General features: G+C 59.1%; 16 protein-coding genes. 12 read left to right on the top strand and 4 right to left on the bottom strand.

Annotated elements, in window-relative coordinates; translation table 11 throughout:
- Positions 1 to 9: 9 nt before the first annotated feature.
- A complete protein-coding gene (locus ACTJKV_RS13695; RefSeq protein WP_062423735.1) occupies positions 10 to 486 on the bottom strand; it encodes an Lrp/AsnC family transcriptional regulator in 477 nt (158 codons plus the stop codon).
- A gap of 127 nt (positions 487 to 613) precedes the next feature.
- Between ACTJKV_RS13695 and alr the strand changes: the two genes are divergently transcribed.
- Positions 614 to 1,780, top strand: coding sequence for an alanine racemase (gene alr / locus ACTJKV_RS13690; protein ID WP_440598873.1), 1,167 nt, complete (start codon positions 614 to 616; stop codon positions 1,778 to 1,780).
- Positions 1,781 to 1,787: 7 nt separating this feature from the next.
- Complete coding sequence (locus tag ACTJKV_RS13685) at positions 1,788 to 3,044, top strand: D-amino acid dehydrogenase (protein ID WP_440598872.1); 1,257 nt, start codon at positions 1,788 to 1,790, stop codon at positions 3,042 to 3,044.
- 37 nt (positions 3,045 to 3,081) lie between these two features.
- On the opposite strand, the gene ACTJKV_RS13680 is transcribed toward ACTJKV_RS13685, so the two are convergent.
- The gene (locus ACTJKV_RS13680; RefSeq protein ID WP_062423733.1) at positions 3,082 to 3,792 is read right to left on the bottom strand and encodes a GntR family transcriptional regulator; all 711 of its coding nucleotides are present in this window, start codon (positions 3,790 to 3,792) and stop codon (positions 3,082 to 3,084) included.
- Positions 3,793 to 4,052: 260 nt separating this feature from the next.
- Here ACTJKV_RS13680 and ACTJKV_RS13675 point away from each other — a divergent pair, with 260 nt between their 5' ends.
- The 6 genes from ACTJKV_RS13675 to ACTJKV_RS13650 all read left to right on the top strand — a co-directional run bounded on the left by ACTJKV_RS13675 (position 4,053) and on the right by ACTJKV_RS13650 (position 9,726).
- Positions 4,053 to 5,132, top strand: coding sequence for an ABC transporter ATP-binding protein (locus ACTJKV_RS13675; RefSeq protein WP_144620057.1), 1,080 nt, complete (start codon positions 4,053 to 4,055; stop codon positions 5,130 to 5,132).
- A gap of 30 nt (positions 5,133 to 5,162) precedes the next feature.
- On the top strand, positions 5,163 to 6,452 hold the full coding sequence (locus tag ACTJKV_RS13670; RefSeq protein ID WP_062423731.1) for an ABC transporter substrate-binding protein: 1,290 nt from the start codon (positions 5,163 to 5,165) through the stop codon (positions 6,450 to 6,452).
- Positions 6,453 to 6,641: 189 nt separating this feature from the next.
- Positions 6,642 to 7,553, top strand: a complete 912-nt coding sequence (locus ACTJKV_RS13665) for an ABC transporter permease (RefSeq protein WP_440598871.1) — start codon at positions 6,642 to 6,644, stop codon at positions 7,551 to 7,553.
- A gap of 3 nt (positions 7,554 to 7,556) precedes the next feature.
- Positions 7,557 to 8,375 (top strand): ABC transporter permease, encoded by an 819-nt coding sequence (locus ACTJKV_RS13660; protein WP_274101693.1) that lies wholly within the window; start codon positions 7,557 to 7,559, stop codon positions 8,373 to 8,375.
- A 10-nt stretch (positions 8,376 to 8,385) separates the two neighbouring features.
- Entirely contained in the window at positions 8,386 to 9,132 is a 747-nt protein-coding gene (locus tag ACTJKV_RS13655) for an aspartate/glutamate racemase family protein (protein WP_274101695.1), read from the top strand.
- Positions 9,133 to 9,243: 111 nt separating this feature from the next.
- A complete protein-coding gene (locus ACTJKV_RS13650; RefSeq protein WP_062423727.1) occupies positions 9,244 to 9,726 on the top strand; it encodes a BA14K family protein in 483 nt (160 codons plus the stop codon).
- A 46-nt stretch (positions 9,727 to 9,772) separates the two neighbouring features.
- On the opposite strand, the gene ACTJKV_RS13645 is transcribed toward ACTJKV_RS13650, so the two are convergent.
- Positions 9,773 to 11,128, bottom strand: coding sequence for a sigma-54-dependent transcriptional regulator (locus ACTJKV_RS13645; protein ID WP_274101697.1), 1,356 nt, complete (start codon positions 11,126 to 11,128; stop codon positions 9,773 to 9,775).
- A gap of 1 nt (position 11,129) precedes the next feature.
- A complete protein-coding gene (locus tag ACTJKV_RS13640; RefSeq protein WP_274101699.1) occupies positions 11,130 to 12,950 on the bottom strand; it encodes a sensor histidine kinase in 1,821 nt (606 codons plus the stop codon).
- Between the two features lie 257 nt (positions 12,951 to 13,207).
- On the opposite strand from ACTJKV_RS13640, the gene ACTJKV_RS13635 reads away from it, so the two are divergent.
- The 4 genes from ACTJKV_RS13635 (at position 13,208) to ACTJKV_RS13620 (ending at position 18,740) form a co-directional block, all read left to right on the top strand.
- The gene (locus tag ACTJKV_RS13635) at positions 13,208 to 14,542 is read left to right on the top strand and encodes a dicarboxylate/amino acid:cation symporter (RefSeq protein WP_062443951.1); all 1,335 of its coding nucleotides are present in this window, start codon (positions 13,208 to 13,210) and stop codon (positions 14,540 to 14,542) included.
- A gap of 121 nt (positions 14,543 to 14,663) precedes the next feature.
- Positions 14,664 to 15,101: an EamA family transporter gene (locus tag ACTJKV_RS13630; RefSeq protein WP_440598870.1), complete on the top strand. Its 438-nt coding sequence runs from the start codon at positions 14,664 to 14,666 to the stop codon at positions 15,099 to 15,101.
- A 91-nt stretch (positions 15,102 to 15,192) separates the two neighbouring features.
- Positions 15,193 to 16,725 (top strand): acyl-CoA carboxylase subunit beta, encoded by a 1,533-nt coding sequence (locus ACTJKV_RS13625; protein ID WP_440598869.1) that lies wholly within the window; start codon positions 15,193 to 15,195, stop codon positions 16,723 to 16,725.
- A gap of 11 nt (positions 16,726 to 16,736) precedes the next feature.
- Positions 16,737 to 18,740, top strand: a complete 2,004-nt coding sequence (locus tag ACTJKV_RS13620) for an acetyl-CoA carboxylase biotin carboxylase subunit (protein WP_440598868.1) — start codon at positions 16,737 to 16,739, stop codon at positions 18,738 to 18,740.
- Positions 18,741 to 18,841: the final 101 nt, after the last annotated feature.

Here is an 18,841-nt window from a genome sequence, read left to right as displayed (position 1 = left end):
CCGGCCCGATCAAGATTTGCGCTCCGTCGCACGCGGCTTGGGGGCGGCGAGCGCATTGCGGATGGCGAAGCTCGAATGGATGCGTGAGACGCCCGGAAGCTTGGAGAGAATATCCTTGTGGACCCGCTCGAAATCGCCTGCGGTTTCGACCTCGACGCGGAGAAAATAATCCGAGCCGCCGGTCATGAGATAGCATTCTCGCACTTCCGGATAACGCCGCACGGCATTTTCAAAGCGATTGAGAAAATCCTCCGTCTGCCGGTCGAGCGTGATCTGGACGATGACGGAAATCACCTCTCCACCGGCGGCACTTCCGGTGATCGCCGTATAGCCGCGAATGACGCCTTCCCTCTCCAGAATATCCACACGACGCAGACAAGCGGACGGCGATAGCCCCACCTCAGCGGCAAGCTTGGCATTGCTGATGCGGGCATTCAGCCGAAGCAGGCGGATGATATGACGATCGGTGGCGTCGAGAGCAGACATGGTTTCGTTCCGATTGATCGCACAAAGTTGCAAGAAAAACGATTTTATCGAATTTTCTTCGTCTTACACTGCTTAAATTCAAGGATCATTGCAATACTCTGTTGCCAAAAGAACAAAGGGAACGACAATGGACATGACCCTCCAGCAGCAGAAAGCTCAAGGTGGCGCAAGCGGCTATCTGACGATCGATCTTGCAGCCCTTCGCGACAACTATCTGACGCTTGCCTCCAAGGCGCCGCATGCGCTGACGAGTGCCGTGGTGAAGGCAGATGCCTATGGTCTTGGTGCCGATATCGTCGCGCCCGTCCTTTACGATGCGGGATGCCGGCACTTCTTCGTCGCTCATATTGATGAGGCGCTGTCTCTTCGTCTGCACATAGCGCCCGATGCAAAAATCTTTGTTCTCAATGGCCTCCAGCCTGGAAACGAAACCTCCTGCTCTGCACTGAACATCATTCCGGTTCTCAACTCGCTGGAGCAGGTCGCCCAATGGTCGGCGCAAGCCGCCGTCCTTGGCAAGACTCTGCCCGCTGCCCTGCAAATCGACACTGGCATGTCGCGGCTCGGACTGGCGCCTTACGAGGTCGAAAGGCTGTTGGCCACTCCTGCCATGCTCAAAGCCATCGATCTTGCCTGCATCATGAGCCATCTCGCTTGCGCCGACGAGCCGGACCATGAGGCCAATGCTCTGCAGCTTAACGTCATGCGCAAAACCACCGAGCAGTTTCCCGGCGTGCCGGTCTGCTTTGCCAATTCCGGCGGCATCTTTCTCGGCACGGACTACCATAACGCCCTGATGCGACCGGGTATCGCGCTTTATGGGGGCGCGCCATCGGCAGTTCATCCCAATCCGATGAAGCCGGTCGTCGGCTTGAGCGTTGCCGTGGTTCAAACTCGTACAGTGCCGGCTGAAAGCTTCGTCGGCTACGGTGCCTCGCTGCGCACCAAAGCCGATACCCGTCTGGCAACGATTGCCGCAGGCTACGCGGATGGCCTGCCGCGCTCTTTGAGCAGCCGAGGAGCCGCTTATTTCAACGGCGTTCGGCTTCCTATTGCCGGGCGTGTTTCGATGGACAGCATCACGCTCGATATCTCCGCCCTTCCCGAAGACACGCTCACCCATGGCAGCCTCGTCGAAATCATCGGCCCGAACCAGACGCTCGAGGCAATTGCCGAGGACGCAGGCACGATCGCCTATGAAATACTGACGCGGCTGGGCCAGCGCTATCGCCGTCGCTATATCTATCCGGAAAAGCAGGCTGCCGCTTCTTCCACTATCGCTCGAAACCTGTGAGGCCAGCATGAACATCACCATTCTTGGAGCCGGCGTCATTGGCGTCACCTCAGCCTGGTACCTCGCCAAGGCCGGACATTCCGTGACCGTGATCGACCGGCAGCCGGCAGCGGCACTGGAAACCAGCTTCGCCAATGCCGGCGAAGTATCGCCGGGCTATTCGTCTCCCTGGGCAGCACCCGGCATTCCGATGAAGGCGCTGAAGTGGCTCTTCATGGAGCACGCGCCGCTGATCATTCGCCCCACCGCAGATCCCGCCGCCTGGCGCTGGATGATCCAGATGCTGAGCAACTGCACGGCTGCGCGCTACAACGTCAATAAGAGCCGCATGGTACGTATCGCCGAATACAGCCGCGACTGCCTGATGGCGCTTCGTGACGAGACCGGCATTCAGTACGATCAGCGCATGCAGGGGACGCTGGAAGTCTTCCGCACCCAGAAGCAGTTCGATGGTATCGGCAAGGACGTCGAGGTTCTCAAAGCCGGTGGCGTGCCTTACGAAATTCTCGATCGTAACGCCTGCGTTGCGGTAGAGCCGGGTCTTTCTTCCTCGCAGGACAAGATCGTCGGTGGCCTGCGGCTGCCGGGTGATGAGACGGGCGACTGCTTCATGTTCACCTCGGAGCTGGCGAAACTGGCGGAGCAGGCCGGCGTCAAGTTCATCTATGACACCGGCATCATGCGCCCTATCGTCGAAGGCAATCGCCTCAAGGCCGTTGAGACGAGCAAGGGCCTGATCGAAGCGGATGTTTTTGTTGGCGCGCTTGGCAGCTACACGCCACATTTTCTCAAGCATCTCGGTCTCGACCTGCCCGTCTATCCGGTCAAGGGCTACTCGATCACCGTGCCGATCGTCGATGCGGCCAAGGCGCCGATCTCCACGGTCATGGATGAGGCGCACAAGGTGGCGATTACCCGCCTTGGCGATCGCATCCGCGTGGGCGGCATGGCGGAAATTGCCGGTTTCAACAAGGATCTGCCTGCCAAACGCCAGGCAACCTTGAGGCATTCGGTGGAAGACCTGTTCGGTGGTGCCGGTGATCAATCCCAGGCGAAATTCTGGTGCGGACTGCGGCCGATGACGCCGGATGGCACGCCGGTGATTGGCGCGACGCGCTATGCGAACCTTTACCTGAACACCGGCCACGGAACGCTTGGTTGGACCATGGCCTGCGGCTCGGCTCGCGTACTGGCGGATCTGGTGTCGGGCAACAAGCCGGACATCGATACCGCCGACCTCGGGATCAGCCGCTACGCGGCATAAGGCAACTGCCGTGCGGCGCTTGCGCGCACGGCTTTTGTTACAGCGCCAGCGCTTCCTTCAGCGCCAGGCCTTCCTTCACACGCAGATCGAGGTCGGCCTCGATGTGATCGATGTGATGCATCATGAGGCGATGGGCCTTTTCTCCGTCGCGGGCTTCCAGCGCATCGAGAATGGCGGAGTGATCGCCATGGCCGCAGCTTGAAATGCCGGATCGGCCATAAAGGGCGATGACAAGCGAGGAGCGGGCGACGAGCTCGCCCATGAATTTTTCGAGAATGGCGTTGCCGGCATGTGAGGCTAGGAGCAGATGAAAATCGCCTGAAGCCTTGATCTCCGCTCGACGAGCCGAAGGGCCCCTCTCATGCTGATATCGCGTTTCCTCTTGCAGATGAGCGCGCAGGCTGGCGATGCCTTCGGGTGTAATCCGTTCCACCGCTGCGGCAACGATGCCCTGTTCTATGAGGCGGCGAGAGGCAAAGACCTGACGAGCTTCATCCGGCGATGGATTGGATACGAAAGCGCCCCTATTTCGCTCCGTCCTCACCAGTCCCTCAAAGCTCAGCATCTGCAAGGCAGCGCGTACGACCGTACGGCTGACATCGAAGAGCGCGCCGACTTCGGCCTCTGATAACTTCGTTCCCGGCGTCAGACGGCGATCTGCGATCGCATCGCGCAAGGTATCGCGAATTGCTTGCGCGCGATCCTCCGGCGCGTTGTCCATGTCGGGTTCGAGTTGAGAAAGTGTCATTGCTTTTTCCCGATTTATTTTCTTACTATCGCGAAAGTCGCGACGTGGAAACATGAAAGCGCCCATCGCTCCCGCAAAATTGCATACAATCCTGCCCGCTATTGAAAACAATAGCTGCTTTTTTGTGCATGCAAGTGGCGGGGGCTGATCAAAGTCGCGCCAGCTAAAATAAAAGCGATGCCGTTTCAATCGGTTAGACATGCAAGCCTGAAATTGGCACGGCTTATGCAAGTTCATCTGCAACAAGCAGGGGATCATGCATGAGCAAAGCTGCCGAGATAGACATCGCCGCCGTTACCAAGGTCTATGGAAGCACCACGGCCGTTCACGCCATTAGCCTGAAAATACCGGCGGGCAGCTATTGCTGTCTGTTGGGTCCGTCCGGCTGCGGCAAGACCTCGACGCTGCGCATGATCGCAGGCCACGAAACCATTTCCAGCGGCGATGTTCGGCTCGGCAATACGGTCGTCACCGATCTGCCTCCTGCCCAACGCGGCACGGCGATGATGTTTCAATCCTATGCGCTTTTCCCGCATCTCGATCTCGTCGACAATGTCGCCTTCAGCCTCAAGATGAAGGGCGCGGACAAGGAGACCCGGCGGGCCAAGGCGCTCGAAATGCTGAAGCTGATGCAGCTTGAGCCCTATGCGACCCGCCGTCCTGCGCAGCTTTCAGGCGGCCAGCAGCAGCGCGTCGCGCTCGCCCGCGCGCTCATCACCGACCCGGAAGCGCTGCTTTTGGACGAGCCGCTCTCGGCACTCGATCCCTTCCTCAAGATCCGCATGCGTGCGGAACTGAAGAAGCTCCAGACCTCGCTTGGCATCACCTTCGTGCATGTGACCCACAGCCAGGAAGAGGCTATGGCGCTGGCCGATATCATTGTCGTCATGAATGACGGCCGCATCGAGCAGGCCGCCGCACCCCGCGATGTGTTCGAGCGCCCCGCCACGGCTTTCGTTGCCCGCTTCATGGGCGATCACAACGTCATTTCCGGTCGCCTGAAAGAGGTTGACGGCGAGATGGTAACACTGGAAGTGGCGGGCGGCGGCATCTTCAAGGCCAGCGGCAAGACACCGCCGGATGATGCGGTCGATATTGCCGTGCGCACCGACCGCGTGCGCATCGGCGAAGGGGAACCTGGCCTTGGTTTCACCGGCATCGTCTCCAACGTCGAGTATCGCGGCGCCAGCGTCAAGCTCGCCGTCAACGGCGCCGGCATCGACGATTTCAACGTGATTTTGACCGACGCGGTCTTCTTCGAAAATCCCATCAAGGTTGGCGATGCCATACCTCTTTCCTGGAATGCGGACGATGCCATCGTGCTCGGACGGGTAGAATAACGACCATAAAACAACCAGAGGAGAACTGAAATGACCGATTCCAACAAGACGAAAAAGGGTCTGACCCGCCGCGGTCTCCTGAAGGCGGGCGCTGCCGCCACGGGTGCTGCCGTCGGTTCCGGCCTGATCACCGGCTTCCCCACCATCTGGGCGCAGAACCCGATCACGCTGCGCCAGTTCGGCACGGGCGTGTCCAACATCAATGCGATTGCCGAAAAGTGCAAGGCGGACCTCGGCATCACGCTTGAAATGACGGCAACGGATTCGGATGCAGCCGCACAGCGCGCCGTCACCCAGCCGAACTCCTACGACATCGCAGACATCGAATACTGGATCCTGAAAAAGGTCTATCCGGCCGGTGTGATCCAGCCGATGGAAATCAAGAAGCTGAAATATTACGACAAGATCGTGCCGCTGTTCAAAACCGGCAAGCTGACGCCCGACAGCGTGATTGCCCAGGGCACGGCACCCCACACGGTGGGTTATGTCGAGAAGCCCGGCGACAAGAAGTTTGCCAAGAGCGAAACCGAATACTTCACCATGGTTCCGACCATCTACAATGCCGATACGCTCGGCATTCGCCCTGATCTCGTCGGCCGTGAGATCACCACCTGGGCCGACATCATGGACCCGAAGTTCAAGGGCAAGACTTCCATCCTGAACATCCCATCGATCGGCATCATGGATGCTGCAATGATCATGGAAGCCATGGGCAACATAAAATATGCCGACAAGGGCAATATGACGAAGGCCGAAATCGACAAGACCATCGATTTCCTCATCAAGGCCAAGAAGGACGGACAGTTCCGCGCCTTCTGGAAGAGCTTCGACGAGAGCGTCAACCTCATGGCGTCGGGCGAAGTCGTCATCCAGTCCATGTGGTCGCCGGCGGTTGCCGCCGTTCGCTCCAAGGGCATCGCCTGCAAATACCAGCCGCTAAAGGAAGGCTATCGCTCCTGGGGCGGCGGTCTTGGCCTCGCCAAGCACCTGAGCGGCGCGAAGCTCGACGCGGCCTATGAATATATCAACTGGTACACATCCGGCTGGGTCGGCGCTTACCTAAACCGCCAGGGCTACTACTCCGCTGCCATGGATACCGCGAAGAACTACATGACCGCCGACGAATGGGGTTACTGGGTAGAAGGCAAGCCTGCCCAGGGCGATATCATCGCTCCAGACGGCAAGGTCATGGAAAAGGCTGGCGCTGTGCGCGATGGCGGCTCCTTCGAAGAGCGCATGGGCAAGGTCGCCTGCTGGAACTCCGTCATGGACGAAGACCGCTACATGGTCCGTCGCTGGAACGAGTTCATCGCTGCTTGATGAGAAAAAGAAGGCTGGCGGTCAGCGCCGCCGGTCTTCGGTTGCCGATACCCTCGGCACTTGCTTTTCGTCATCCTCGGACATGATCGGGGCCGACCATGACGACGGAGAGGTTTCAATCCGTCGTCATCGCACCAGGACCGGCAGCGCGAAGCTGCCGATCATGACAACAATAAAGGGCTCCATTGAATGGCGACGGTCAGATTTATAGGCGTTGGCGAAAAGAAAGAAAAAACGGGCAAGCCCTTCACCCTGCCGAAGGGACTTGTGTCTTACATCGAGGCAACGCCGTTGGCGCTGATCCTCGGCTTCTTTCTCCTTCTGCCGATCCTGATGATCGTCGTGGTGAGCTTCTGGGATTATGACTTTGCCCAGATGTATCCCGACTTCGTCACCTTTAACTATACCGAAACGCTCGGCTCGTGGGTGACGTGGCAAACCTATCTCAATACGTTGAAATATGCCTTCCTTGTGTGGGCGATCACGCTGTTCCTCGGCTTCTGGGTGGCCTATTTCCTGGCCTTCCATATTCGCACCACCACCATGCAGATGGTCCTGTTCCTCATCTGCACCGTGCCCTTTCTGACCTCCAACATCATCCGCATGATTTCATGGATCCCGGTCCTCGGTCGCAACGGCCTGATCAACAGTGCGCTGGTGAATTTGGGGATTGTTCCGGCACCCATCGAATCGCTACTTTATTCCGACTTCGCCGTGGTGCTGGCCATGGTGCATCTCTACACGCTCTTCATGGTGACGCCGATCTTCAACACGCTGATGCGCATCGACAAGTCGCTGGTGGAGGCCGCGCGCGATGCGGGTGCGTCCAGCTGGCAGGTGCTGTGGAACGTCATCATTCCCTTGGCGAAGCCCGGAATGGCCATCGGGACCATTTTCGTCGTAACGCTGGTCATGGCGGATTTTTCCACCGTGCAGGTCATGTCCGGCGGACAGAGTGCCTCTGTTGCCCTGATGATGAAGAACCAGATGTCGCTCCTGCAATATCCGGCCGCTGCCGCAAACGCCGTCGTCCTTCTCGCCCTCGTTCTCCTGATGGTCGCAGGCATTCTGCGGGTCGTCGATATCCGTAAGGAGCTCTGATCCATGCACTCGGAAAAACGCGGTCGCGAATTCTACATCCTTGCCATCTTCTTCGCCCTCTTCGCGCTGTTTCTGTATGGCCCGCTCTCGGCCATCCTGATCCTGGCCTTCCAGGGACCGAATGGCGGCCTGACATTCCCGCTGAACGGCGTCTCTCTACACTGGTTCGCCAACCTCTTCGAGCAGCAGGCGGTCGGGGACTTTGGTGGCTCCTTCCGACGCTCTTTCATGCTGGGCGTGATGGTGATGATCGTCACCGTGCTTGTCTCGCTTCTGGCGGGCCTCGCCTTCCGCCGCAAATTCGTCGGCGCCACCCCGCTCTTCTATCTCTCGGTTGCAAGCCTTGTGGTGCCATCCATCATCATCTCGCTCGGCATCGGCGTGCTTTTCCAGCAGCTTGGCCTGGAGCCTGCATGGTACAGTTCCGCCTTCGGCGCACAGCTGACGTGGACCCTCCCCTTCGGCGTCCTCATCATGTTTGCGGTCTTCAACCGCTTCTCGCCATCTTACGAAGAAGCGGCGCGCGATCTAGGTGCAAATTCTTGGCAGACCTTCAGCAACGTGGTGTTGCCGATGATTGCGCCAAGCCTGATCGGTGTCGGCCTCTTCGGCTTCACGCTTTCCTACGACGAGTTTGCCCGAACCCTCATGACGTCAGGCACGTATAATACGCTGCCGCTCGAAATCTACGGCATGACGACGAACGTCACCACGCCGGTGCTCTATGCCCTGGGTGCCGTCACCACTTTCTTCTCTCTCATCGTCATCGGCGCAACGCTTGGTATCATTGCCGCCATGAACCGCCGCCGCTCGAAAGGCTGACCTGCACATCATGCGCATTCTCGTCGTCAATCCCAACACCACGCAATCGATGACCCAGACGATCGAGGCGGCGGCCAAGGCGGTCGCTTCCGCCTCGACGGAGATCGTCGCCGTGACGTCGTCGATGGGACCGGTCTCGATCGAGGGTTACTACGACGAAGTCTTCGCCATACCGGGGCTTCTCCTGGAGATCGCCAAGGCAGAGAAGGGCGGCGCGCAGGCCGCGGTCATTGCCTGCTTTGACGATACGGGCCTCGATGCGGCGCGCGCGCTTGCGACCATCCCTGTCATCGGCATCTGCGAGGCAGCTGTCGCGACCGCGGCTTTCATCGCGCAGCGCTTCACCGTCGTCACCACCATGGAACGCTCCCGCCTGCCACTCGAACATCTGGTGCATCGCTACGGCATGGGCGCGCGCGCCAAGGTGCGGGCGGCGGACATTCCGGTCCTGTCGCTGGAAGACCCGAGTTCAGACGCACTGCCGCGGCTCCGGGCCCAGATCACGGCAGCGCTTCACGAAGACAAGGCGGAGGCCATCGTGCTTGGCTGCGCCGGCATGGCGGATCTCGCGGCAGAGCTGTCACATGAATTTGGCGTTCCCGTCATCGATGGTGTTTCGGCAGCGGTCAAACATGCCGAGACGCTGATCTCGCTGAAGCTCACCACGGCAAAGCGGGGTGCCTATGCAAGCCCCGTCGAAAAGCCCTACCTGGGCTTGATGGAAGCGTTTTCGCCTAGCCATATGGCGGCAGGTTAAGCGTTTCGATCCTGCCACAATTCATTCAGCGCCCGTTCAGCCTGCGGAATCTATTTTCTTAACCATCGGATAACAACTGGCGGGCAACTGCCGTTTTGATGGAAAATGAACATGGCTTCGATTGCAGCTAAATCTCTTCTGGCCCTTGCGGTATCTGCAACCGTCCTGGCACCCTTGAACACGGCATCTGCTGGCGACTGGCGTCACAGAAATCGCGACGCAGCCATCATCGGCGGTGTTCTTGGCCTCGCTGCCGGTGTCGCTGTCGGCTCTGCCCTGTCGCAGCCGCGCTATGAGGAAGAGCCGGTCTATGCCGAGCCTCCTCCGGTCCGCCGTTACCAGACCTATCAGCCCAGCTACACATATGATGATCCGGACTATCGCGAGTATCGTCCGGCACCCCGCCCGGTCTATCGCGCCCAGCCGGTTTACGAGCCCCGCCCTGTCTACAGACAGCGTCAGGTTTACCGCACGATCGAACCGTGGTCTCAGTCCTGGTATAACTATTGCTCGCAGCGTTACCGCAGCTTCAATCCGAACAGCGGTACCTATATCGGCAATGATGGAAACAGTCACTTCTGCGTCGCAGGCTGACCACTACATCCTGGATTTTTAAGAACTTGAACCGCTCGGATGACCCTCATTTGGGGACGTAATCCGAGCGGTTTATGTTATGGCGCTGCAGCTTGTCGTAAAAGGTCTTGCGCGCAATTCCGAGCGCCGCGATGGTTTCGGCAACGTCACCCTGATGCTTCTCCAGTGTTTCGCGAATGATGTCCGCCTCCTGCCGATCCATGCGTTCGGAAAGCGTCCCTGATCCACTCGATATCGCAGCCGGGCTGGAAATCTGCGGCTGCCCGCCTTCCAGTCCCAGCACCACACGCTCGGCGAAATGTCCGAGTTCACGCACATTGCCCGGCCATTGGTGTTCGTTGAGGTAGCGCGAAACGGATGCCCCGATCTGCGGCACCGGCATGCCGAAGCGGCTGGAAGCCTTGCTGACGAAGTGAGAAAAAAGCAGCGGTATGTCGGCACGCCGCTCGCGCAGTGGCGGGATGGAGAGCGTCACCACATTCAAACGGTAATAGAGATCCTCGCGAAAATCCTTGCGCTGCTCGGGATCCCCGAGATCCACCTTGGCGGCGGCGACGACACGAATATCGACGGAACGCTCCTCGTTTGAGCCGACCGGAGATACCTCGCGCATTTCCAGCACGCGCAGCATCTTCACCTGGAGAGCAGGCGGCATGCTTTCGATCTCGTCCAGAAACAGCGTCCCGCCGCTCGAATATTCGATGCGGCCGATGCGCTTCTTCTGCGCACCGGTAAAGGCACCGGCCTCATGGCCGAAGAGCTCGCTTTCGATGACGGTTTCCGGCAAGGCACCGCAGTTCAACGCCACGAAGTTTCCGTGGCTGCGCTTCTTGCTCCAGCGGTGCAGGGCAGTTGCCACCACTTCCTTGCCGCTGCCAGTCTCTCCCGCCACCAGCACATCCACATCCGTATCGGCGATGTGGCGCAAGGTATTGCGCAGGCGCTCCATCGCAGGCGTCTGGCCAAGCAGCGGCATGTCGTCGATCGACTGTTCCGCCGCCTGCTTCAGCGCCCTGTTTTCCATCACCAGCCGGCGCTTCTCCAGCGCACGGCGCACACTTTCCACCATGCGCTCGGCGGGAAAGGGCTTGGCAATAAAATCGTAAGCGCCGTTTTGCAACGCACTAACCGCCATCGGCACATCGCCATGGCCGGTGATCAGAATGACCGGCAGATCCGCGTCGATCTTCCGGACATGCTCGAAAAACTGCAGGCCATCCATGCCGGGCATGCGCACATCAGTGACGATCACACCGTCGAAATTTTCTTCCAGAGCGTCAAGCGCCATCTCTGCCTTGGGGAAAGGCATCACCGTCATGCCTTCGAGTTCAAGCGTCTGCCGCATCGCCTTGCGAAGCTGCGAGTCATCATCCACCAGGTAGACCGTTCCCATCACCGTCATGTCACGCCCGCTTCAAATAGACTGAGAAACATGTGCCGCTTTCGCCGGTATCGACCTCGATCCGGCCACCATAATCCGAGGCGATATCGCTGGAGATGACGAGGCCGAGACCAAGCCCGCCTTCCTTCGACGTGTTGAAGGGAGAGAAAAGCTGCTCGAGAATTGGCGCAGCGATGCCGGGTCCGTTATCGCGAACCTTCAGCACAACGTCGTCCTTTTCCTCCTCGACCCGGACGTCGACGCGACCATCAGTCTTCTCCTCGACGGCTTCGAGCGCGTTCTGCAGGAGATTGATGACGATCTGCTCCAGGCGGATGCGGCTTCCCATCACCTTGACGCTCTCATCGGGAAGATCGAGATCGAGAATGTCCATGCGACCGGAAAAGCGGCTGCGTAACAACACCACCGCCCCTTCCACAACCAGGCGAAGGCTGACGGGCTCTGCTGCGGTCCTTCCCTTGCGGGCAAGGATTTTGAGATCGCTGGTGATGACGCCGATGCGCTCGGTCAGTGCAGCGATATTCTCTAGGTTCTCATCCGCCTCTTCGGCACGCTTTCGCTTCAAAAGTACGCGCGCATTGTCCGCATAGGCGCGAATGGTCGCCACGGGCTGATTGATCTCATGCGCGACGCCCGCCGCCACCTGGCCAAGAATCGAGAGCCGGTTTGCCTGGACGAGATCGTGCTGAACGCTCTGCAACTCTTTACCAGTCTGTTCGTGTCGCAGAATTTCGGCCTGAAGCTTGTCGCGCGCCATGGTCAGATCGACAGTGCGCTCCTGCACGCGGCGCTCCAGCTCTGCCCGCGCGCGCTCTGCAGCAGCCTGTGCCTGCTCCGCCTTCAACCGACGCCGAAGCCAGATTGCCGAGAGCGCAAAGAGCGGCATAAGGGCAGCAAGGGCAATGATCCGGCTTTCGCGTATCGCGGCATTGGTCGTCGGCGTCACGGGCTGAAGATAATGCAATGACCATCTGGTCGTCGGAACGGGGAGCTCCAGACGAAGATAATCTCCTCTCAGCGCTGGCGGGGAGTTGACCTCAACCAGCGCCACATCCGGACCGAGTTTGGATCGCACGGTCACCGGCAAGGGAGAGAGCGCTTCCTCTCCGAATTGAAGACTGGCGGAAATCATCCGCCGTTTGTCTTCGTCGATCGGCGCCACCGTCTTGAACCGCCATTCGGGTATGCTTGTCATCAGCACCACGCCGTTGGAATCGACGATATAAACGGGACGCCCGCCGATATTCCAGTCGGTCTCAAGCCGATTGAATTCCACCTTGGCGATGACGACGCCGAGCGGCCTTCCATCTGCCCCATCGATCCGCCGCGATATATAGAGACCTGGCCGGCGGCTGACATTGCCAAGCGCGTAATGCTCCGCCATGCCCGTTTCCATGGCTCTGCGAAAATAGTCCCGGAAGGCATAATTGGAGCCAACGAAACTCTCGGGCGTCTGCCAATTGCTGGACGCGATGGTGACGCCCTTCGCATCCGTCACATAGATGACCGAGGCCTGCGTGCCCTCGATCAGCCCCTCCAGCTTTTCATCCAGACGCTGGACGGCCGCGCCGCCATTCTCCAATGCTTCGGTGATATCCCTGTCTCGGGAGAGGACGAGCGGCAGGACGCGCGGGCGCTCCAGTGCCACATTTAGCAAAGCCGTTTTCAGCTCGGCGTCCGTGGTGGAATCGGCAATCAACCGTTTCGTCGCTTGGACGCGCCCGATCTTGTCGGCAGCCACGAAGGCGCCGAAGCCAATGATGACCCACATCAGAGCAAAGGCCATCCAGCGGAAGCGGCTACTATTTAAGAAAGTGGACATTGTATTGCTCGAAACCCATCGCCCCAATGTGCGGGAATCCACACAAAACACAAGAGATGTTGAGCGGGAAAACACACTTGTGAAAACGGTTCCTGATTCAACTCAAAATAAAATACATATTTTTCAGTAATTTATTCCCAGAAAGTCGAACTGGCACGCTACTTGCTCTTGTATTTCCGAACGGCAGAGGGCCGGGCAAAACGCAAAGGCAAACCCGGGAGGCCGTCAGGGCAGGGTTAAGCCGAGGAGGAACTACAATGATTGACAGCACAGCCGTGGCCGAAAGCCACGCCAGACTGCCTTTTTACCGGCATCTCTATTTCCAGGTCATCGTCGCCATTGCCGCAGGTATTGCGCTCGGCCACTTTTATCCCGCTCTCGGCGAACAGCTGAAGCCGCTTGGTGATGGTTTCATCCGCCTGGTCAAGATGATCATCGCACCCGTGATCTTCCTCACAGTCGCAACCGGCATTGCCGGCATGAACGACATGAAGAAGGTCGGCCGCGTTGCCGGCAAGGCGATGATCTACTTCATAACCTTCTCCACCCTGGCGCTCATTGTCGGCATGATCGTCGCCAACGTCGTTCAGCCGGGTGCCGGCATGAACATCGATCCGTCCACGCTGGACGGCAAGGCCGTTGCCACCTACGCCGCCAAGGCGCATGAGCAGTCCATCACCGGCTTCCTGATGAACATCATCCCGACGACGATCGTCGGCGCTTTCGCAGAAGGCGATATTCTTCAGGTGCTGTTCTTCTCCGTTCTGTTCGGCATTTCGCTCGGCATCGTCGGAGAGCGTGGCAAGCCTGTCGTCGATTTCATGCATGCTCTGATGTATCCGATCTTCAAGCTGGTCGCGATCCTGATGAAGGCTGCTCCGATCGGTGCGTTTGGCGCCATGGCCTTCACCATCGGCAAATACGGCATTGCATCGGTCACCAACCTCGCCATGCTGATCGGCACCTTCTACCTGACGTCGCTGATCTTCGTGCTCGTCATTCTGGGTGCCGTCTGCCGCTATAACGGCTTCTCCATCCTGGCGCTGATCCGCTACATCAAGGAAGAGCTGCTGCTCGTTCTCGGCACATCCTCTTCGGAAGCAGCCCTTCCGGGCCTGATGAGCAAGATGGAAAAGGCTGGCTGCAAGCGTTCTGTCGTTGGCCTCGTCATTCCGACCGGCTACTCCTTCAACCTCGATGGCACGAACATCTACATGACGCTCGCTGCCCTCTTCATCGCACAGGCAACGGGTATCCACCTGTCCTTCGGTGAACAGGTTCTCCTGCTGCTCGTTGCCATGCTGAGCTCCAAGGGTGCCGCAGGCATCACCGGTGCTGGCTTCATCACGCTCGCGGCCACACTCTCGGTCGTGCCATCCGTACCGGTCGCCGGCATGGCGCTGATCCTCGGCATCGACCGCTTTATGTCGGAATGCCGCGCACTGACCAACTTCGTCGGCAACGCGGTCGCAACCATCGTTGTTGCCCGTTGGGAAGGCGAACTCGACCAGGAGCAGCTGGCAACGGTGCTGAGAGGCGAAGAGCCCAAAGTCGTCGACGATCCGACCGCGCTTGGGGTTCCGGCAGAGTAAGAAACGCCCTTAGAATCAATACATACAGAGGCCCGCTTCGATCATTCGAGGCGGGCCTCTTCTCTTCCGGCCCCGGCTTGGTAAGGATGAATACCACTCCTCTCCTCAACGGTGCTCGATGATGAAAAACCTGTTTCTCTCCTGGCAAGTCTGGGCTCTTCTTTCGGCCGCTTTCGCCGCACTGACCGCCATCTTCGCCAAGATCGGCATCGAAAACGTCAACTCCGATTTCGCCACTTTCATCCGAACCATCGTCATTCTTCTGGCTGCAGGCTTGATGGTCTACGTTACCGGGAACTGGCAAAGCCCGGCGACGATTACGCCGCGCACCTGGCTCTTCCTCGTCCTCTCCGGGCTTGCGACCGGTGCATCCTGGATCTGCTATTTCCGTGCCCTGAAGATCGGCGATGCCGCGCGCGTTGCGCCAATCGACAAGCTCAGCGTGGTCTTCGTCGCGGTGTTTGCGGTTCTCTTTCTGGGCGAACGGCTCTCTCTTCCCTACTGGCTCGGCGTGATCCTAATTGCCTGCGGGGCAGTGCTCGTCGCCTATCGCGGCTAGCTGGTGTATGTTCCGTCTGCGACGAAGGCCGACATTTCCATTTTGCGAATAAGGCTTTAAGACTTGTCGGCGAATGCGACAGGGAGGTCTTATGCGTTCAGTCCTTCAAGAACTGGAAAGCCGCCGCGCCGAGGCTCGTCTGGGCGGCGGGCAAAAACGTATCGATACGCAGCACGCCAAAGGCAAGCTGACGGCGCGCGAACGCCTCGACGTGCTGCTGGATGAAGGCTCCTTCGAAGAATACGACATGTATGTGACCCACCGGGCGGTGGATTTCGGCATGGCGGATCAGAAGGTGGCTGGCGATGGCGTCGTGACCGGCTGGGGCACGATCAACGGACGGCAGGTCTATGTGTTCAGCCAGGATTTTACCGTGCTTGGCGGCTCCTTGTCGGAAACCCACGCACAAAAAATCTGCAAGATCATGGATATGGCGGTGCGCGTCGGTGCCCCTGTGATCGGCTTGAACGATTCCGGCGGTGCGCGCATCCAGGAAGGCGTCTCGTCGCTTGCGGGCTATGCGGAAGTTTTCCGTCGCAACGCGGAAGTGTCCGGCGTGGTGCCGCAGATCTCCGTCATCATGGGTCCTTGCGCGGGCGGTGCAGTCTATTCGCCCGCCATGACCGACTTCATCTTCATGGTGCGCGATACCTCCTACATGTTCGTCACCGGTCCGGACGTTGTGAAGACCGTCACCAATGAGATCGTCACCGCCGAGGAACTGGGTGGCGCCACCACCCACACGAAAAAATCTTCTGTTGCCGATGGCGCCTATGAGAACGACATCGAGGCGCTGGAAGCGGTGCGCGCGCTGTTCGATTTTCTCCCCAACAACAACCGGGAGAAGCCGCCGACGCGACCGTTCCATGACGATCCGGCCCGCCTTGAGGCGAAGCTCGATACCTTGATCCCGGACAGTTCCAACAAGCCCTATGACATGAAGGAGCTGATCCACGCGATTGCGGACGAAGGCGATTTCTTCGAATTGCAGGAGGCCTTTGCCAGAAACATCATTACCGGTTTCGTCCGCCTTGAAGGCGAGACCGTCGGCGTCGTCGCCAACCAGCCCATGGTGCTGGCCGGTTGCCTGGATATCGACAGCTCCCGCAAGGCGGCAAAGTTCGTGCGCTTCTGCGACGCCTTCAACATTCCGATCCTGACCCTGGTGGATGTGCCGGGCTTCCTGCCGGGTGTCGCGCAGGAATATGGCGGCGTCATCAAGCACGGCGCCAAGCTGCTCTTCGCTTATTCCGAAGCAACGGTACCGATGGTGACGCTGATTACCCGCAAGGCCTATGGCGGCGCCTATGATGTCATGGCGTCGAAACATATCGGCGCCGACATCAACTATGCCTGGCCGACGGCGGAGATTGCCGTGATGGGCGCCAAGGGTGCGGCTGAAATTCTCTACCGCTCCGAACTATCGGACCCTGACAAAATCGCGGAACGGACGCGCGAATATGAAGAGCGTTTCGCCAATCCTTTCGTCGCTGCCGAACGTGGCTTCATCGATGAAGTCATCATGCCGCATTCCTCGCGACGCCGCATCGCCCGCGCCTTTGCGTCCCTGCGCAACAAGCAGGTGACGACGCATTGGAAAAAACACGATACGATTCCGTTGTGAGGATGAAGCCTATGTTCAAGAAAATCCTCATTGCCAATCGCGGCGAAATCGCCTGCCGCGTCATTCGCACCGCAAAGAAGATGGGCATCGCAACGGTCGCGGTGTATTCCGATGCGGATGCCAATGCGCTGCATGTGCGCGAGGCCGACGAAGCGGTGCATATCGGCCCCGCACCCTCCAACCAGTCCTATATCGTGATCGACAAGATCCTCGAGGCCATTCGCAAAACGGGTGCTGACGCGGTGCATCCGGGCTATGGCTTTCTCTCTGAGAATCCGGCTTTCGCGGCGGCTCTGGAAAAGGAAGGCGTTGCCTTCATCGGCCCGCCGGTCAGAGCCATCGAAGCGATGGGAGACAAGATCACCTCCAAGAAGCTGGCCGCCGAGGCAGGTGTCTCCACCGTTCCCGGCCATATGGGTTTGATCGAGACTGCCGATGAAGCCGTCCGCATCGCATCCGAGATCGGCTACCCGGTGATGATCAAGGCATCGGCCGGCGGCGGCGGCAAGGGCATGCGCATTGCCTGGAACGATAGCGAGGCGCGCGAGGGTTTCCAGTCATCACGCAACGAAGCAAAAGCATCTTTCGGTGACGACCGGATTTTCATCGAAAAATTCGTCACACAGCCGCGTCACATCGAAATTCAGGTTCTCGGTGATCAGCACGGTACCGTGCTCTATCTCGGCGAACGGGAATGCTCCATTCAACGCCGAAACCAAAAGGTGATCGAGGAGGCGCCGTCTCCGTTTCTCGATGAGGCGACGCGCAAGGCGATGGGCGAGCAGGCTGTCGCGCTGGCCAAGGCGGTCGGTTATTTCTCCGCTGGCACGGTGGAATTCATCGTCGATGGCGACCGCAACTTCTACTTCCTGGAAATGAACACCCGGCTTCAGGTGGAGCACCCCGTCACCGAACTTGTGACCGGCATCGATCTCGTGGAGCAGATGATCCGGGTGGCAGCGGGCGAAAAACTGTCTCTCTCCCAACCGGACATCAAGCTCAAAGGCTGGGCGATCGAGAGCCGGCTTTATGCGGAAGACCCTTACCGCAACTTCCTGCCCTCCATCGGTCGATTAACCCGCTACCGTCCCCCGGAAGAGGGCCGCCAGGAGAATGGCACGATCCTTCGCAATGATACCGGCGTCTTTGAGGGCGGCGAAATCTCGATGTATTACGACCCGATGATCGCCAAGCTCTGCAGTTGGGGCGAGACACGGCTCTCCGCGATCGATGCCATGGGCGAGGCGCTTGATCGGTTCGAAGTCGAGGGCATCGGGCATAACCTGCCCTTCCTTTCCGCGGTCATGCAGCATCCTCGTTTCCGTTCCGGCAATCTGACCACCGGCTTTATAGCCGAGGAATTTCCAGACGGCTTTTCCGGAGTGGAGCCGCAGACGCAAGCCGATGAACGACTGGCCGCGATTGCTGCGGTCATTCATCATCATGCGCAGAGCCGCGCAGCGCAGATCTCCGGCACCATCGGCAACCATCGCCGCATTGTCGGCAAGGACTGGGTGGTTCAACTCGGTAAAACCGAGCACCGGATTTCCGTTGATCTCGAGGGCGATCATATCGTGACTCAAGTCGAGGGGGGCGAGAGGCTGGCTGTCGAAACGGACTGGCTGCCGGGCCGCAGCCTTGGCATGTTCCGGCTGGGCGATACGGTTCTGGCGGTAAAGATCGATCTGTCGCCATCCGCCATCCGATTGCGTTGGCATGGTGTGGACATCATCGCCCAGGTTCGCAGCCCTCGCGTCGCCGAACTTGCGCGTCTCATGCCGGAAAAGCTGCCGCCGGACACATCGAAGATGCTGCTCTGCCCCATGCCAGGCGTCATTACCTCGATCTCGGTCGCGGAGGGGGATGAGGTCGAGGCCGGACAGGCGCTGGCAACCGTGGAGGCGATGAAGATGGAAAACATTCTTCGCGCCGAGCGCAAGGGCCGCGTCGCCAGGGTTTGCGTGAAGGCTGGTGACAGCCTTGCCGTCGATGAGGTGATCCTGCAATTCGATTGACGAGGGTACCCACCTAAGATTCCGCTTCCCTGTCCTGCCTTTTCTGGAATAGATATTCCAATCCAGGAGAGACGATTTCATTTTTGGGGGAGTGAAACGAG

The organism is Agrobacterium sp. 22117 (assembly GCF_052045735.1).
GTDB lineage: Bacteria > Pseudomonadota > Alphaproteobacteria > Rhizobiales > Rhizobiaceae > Agrobacterium > Agrobacterium cavarae.
This window is presented reverse-complemented; position numbering and strand designations above follow the sequence as displayed.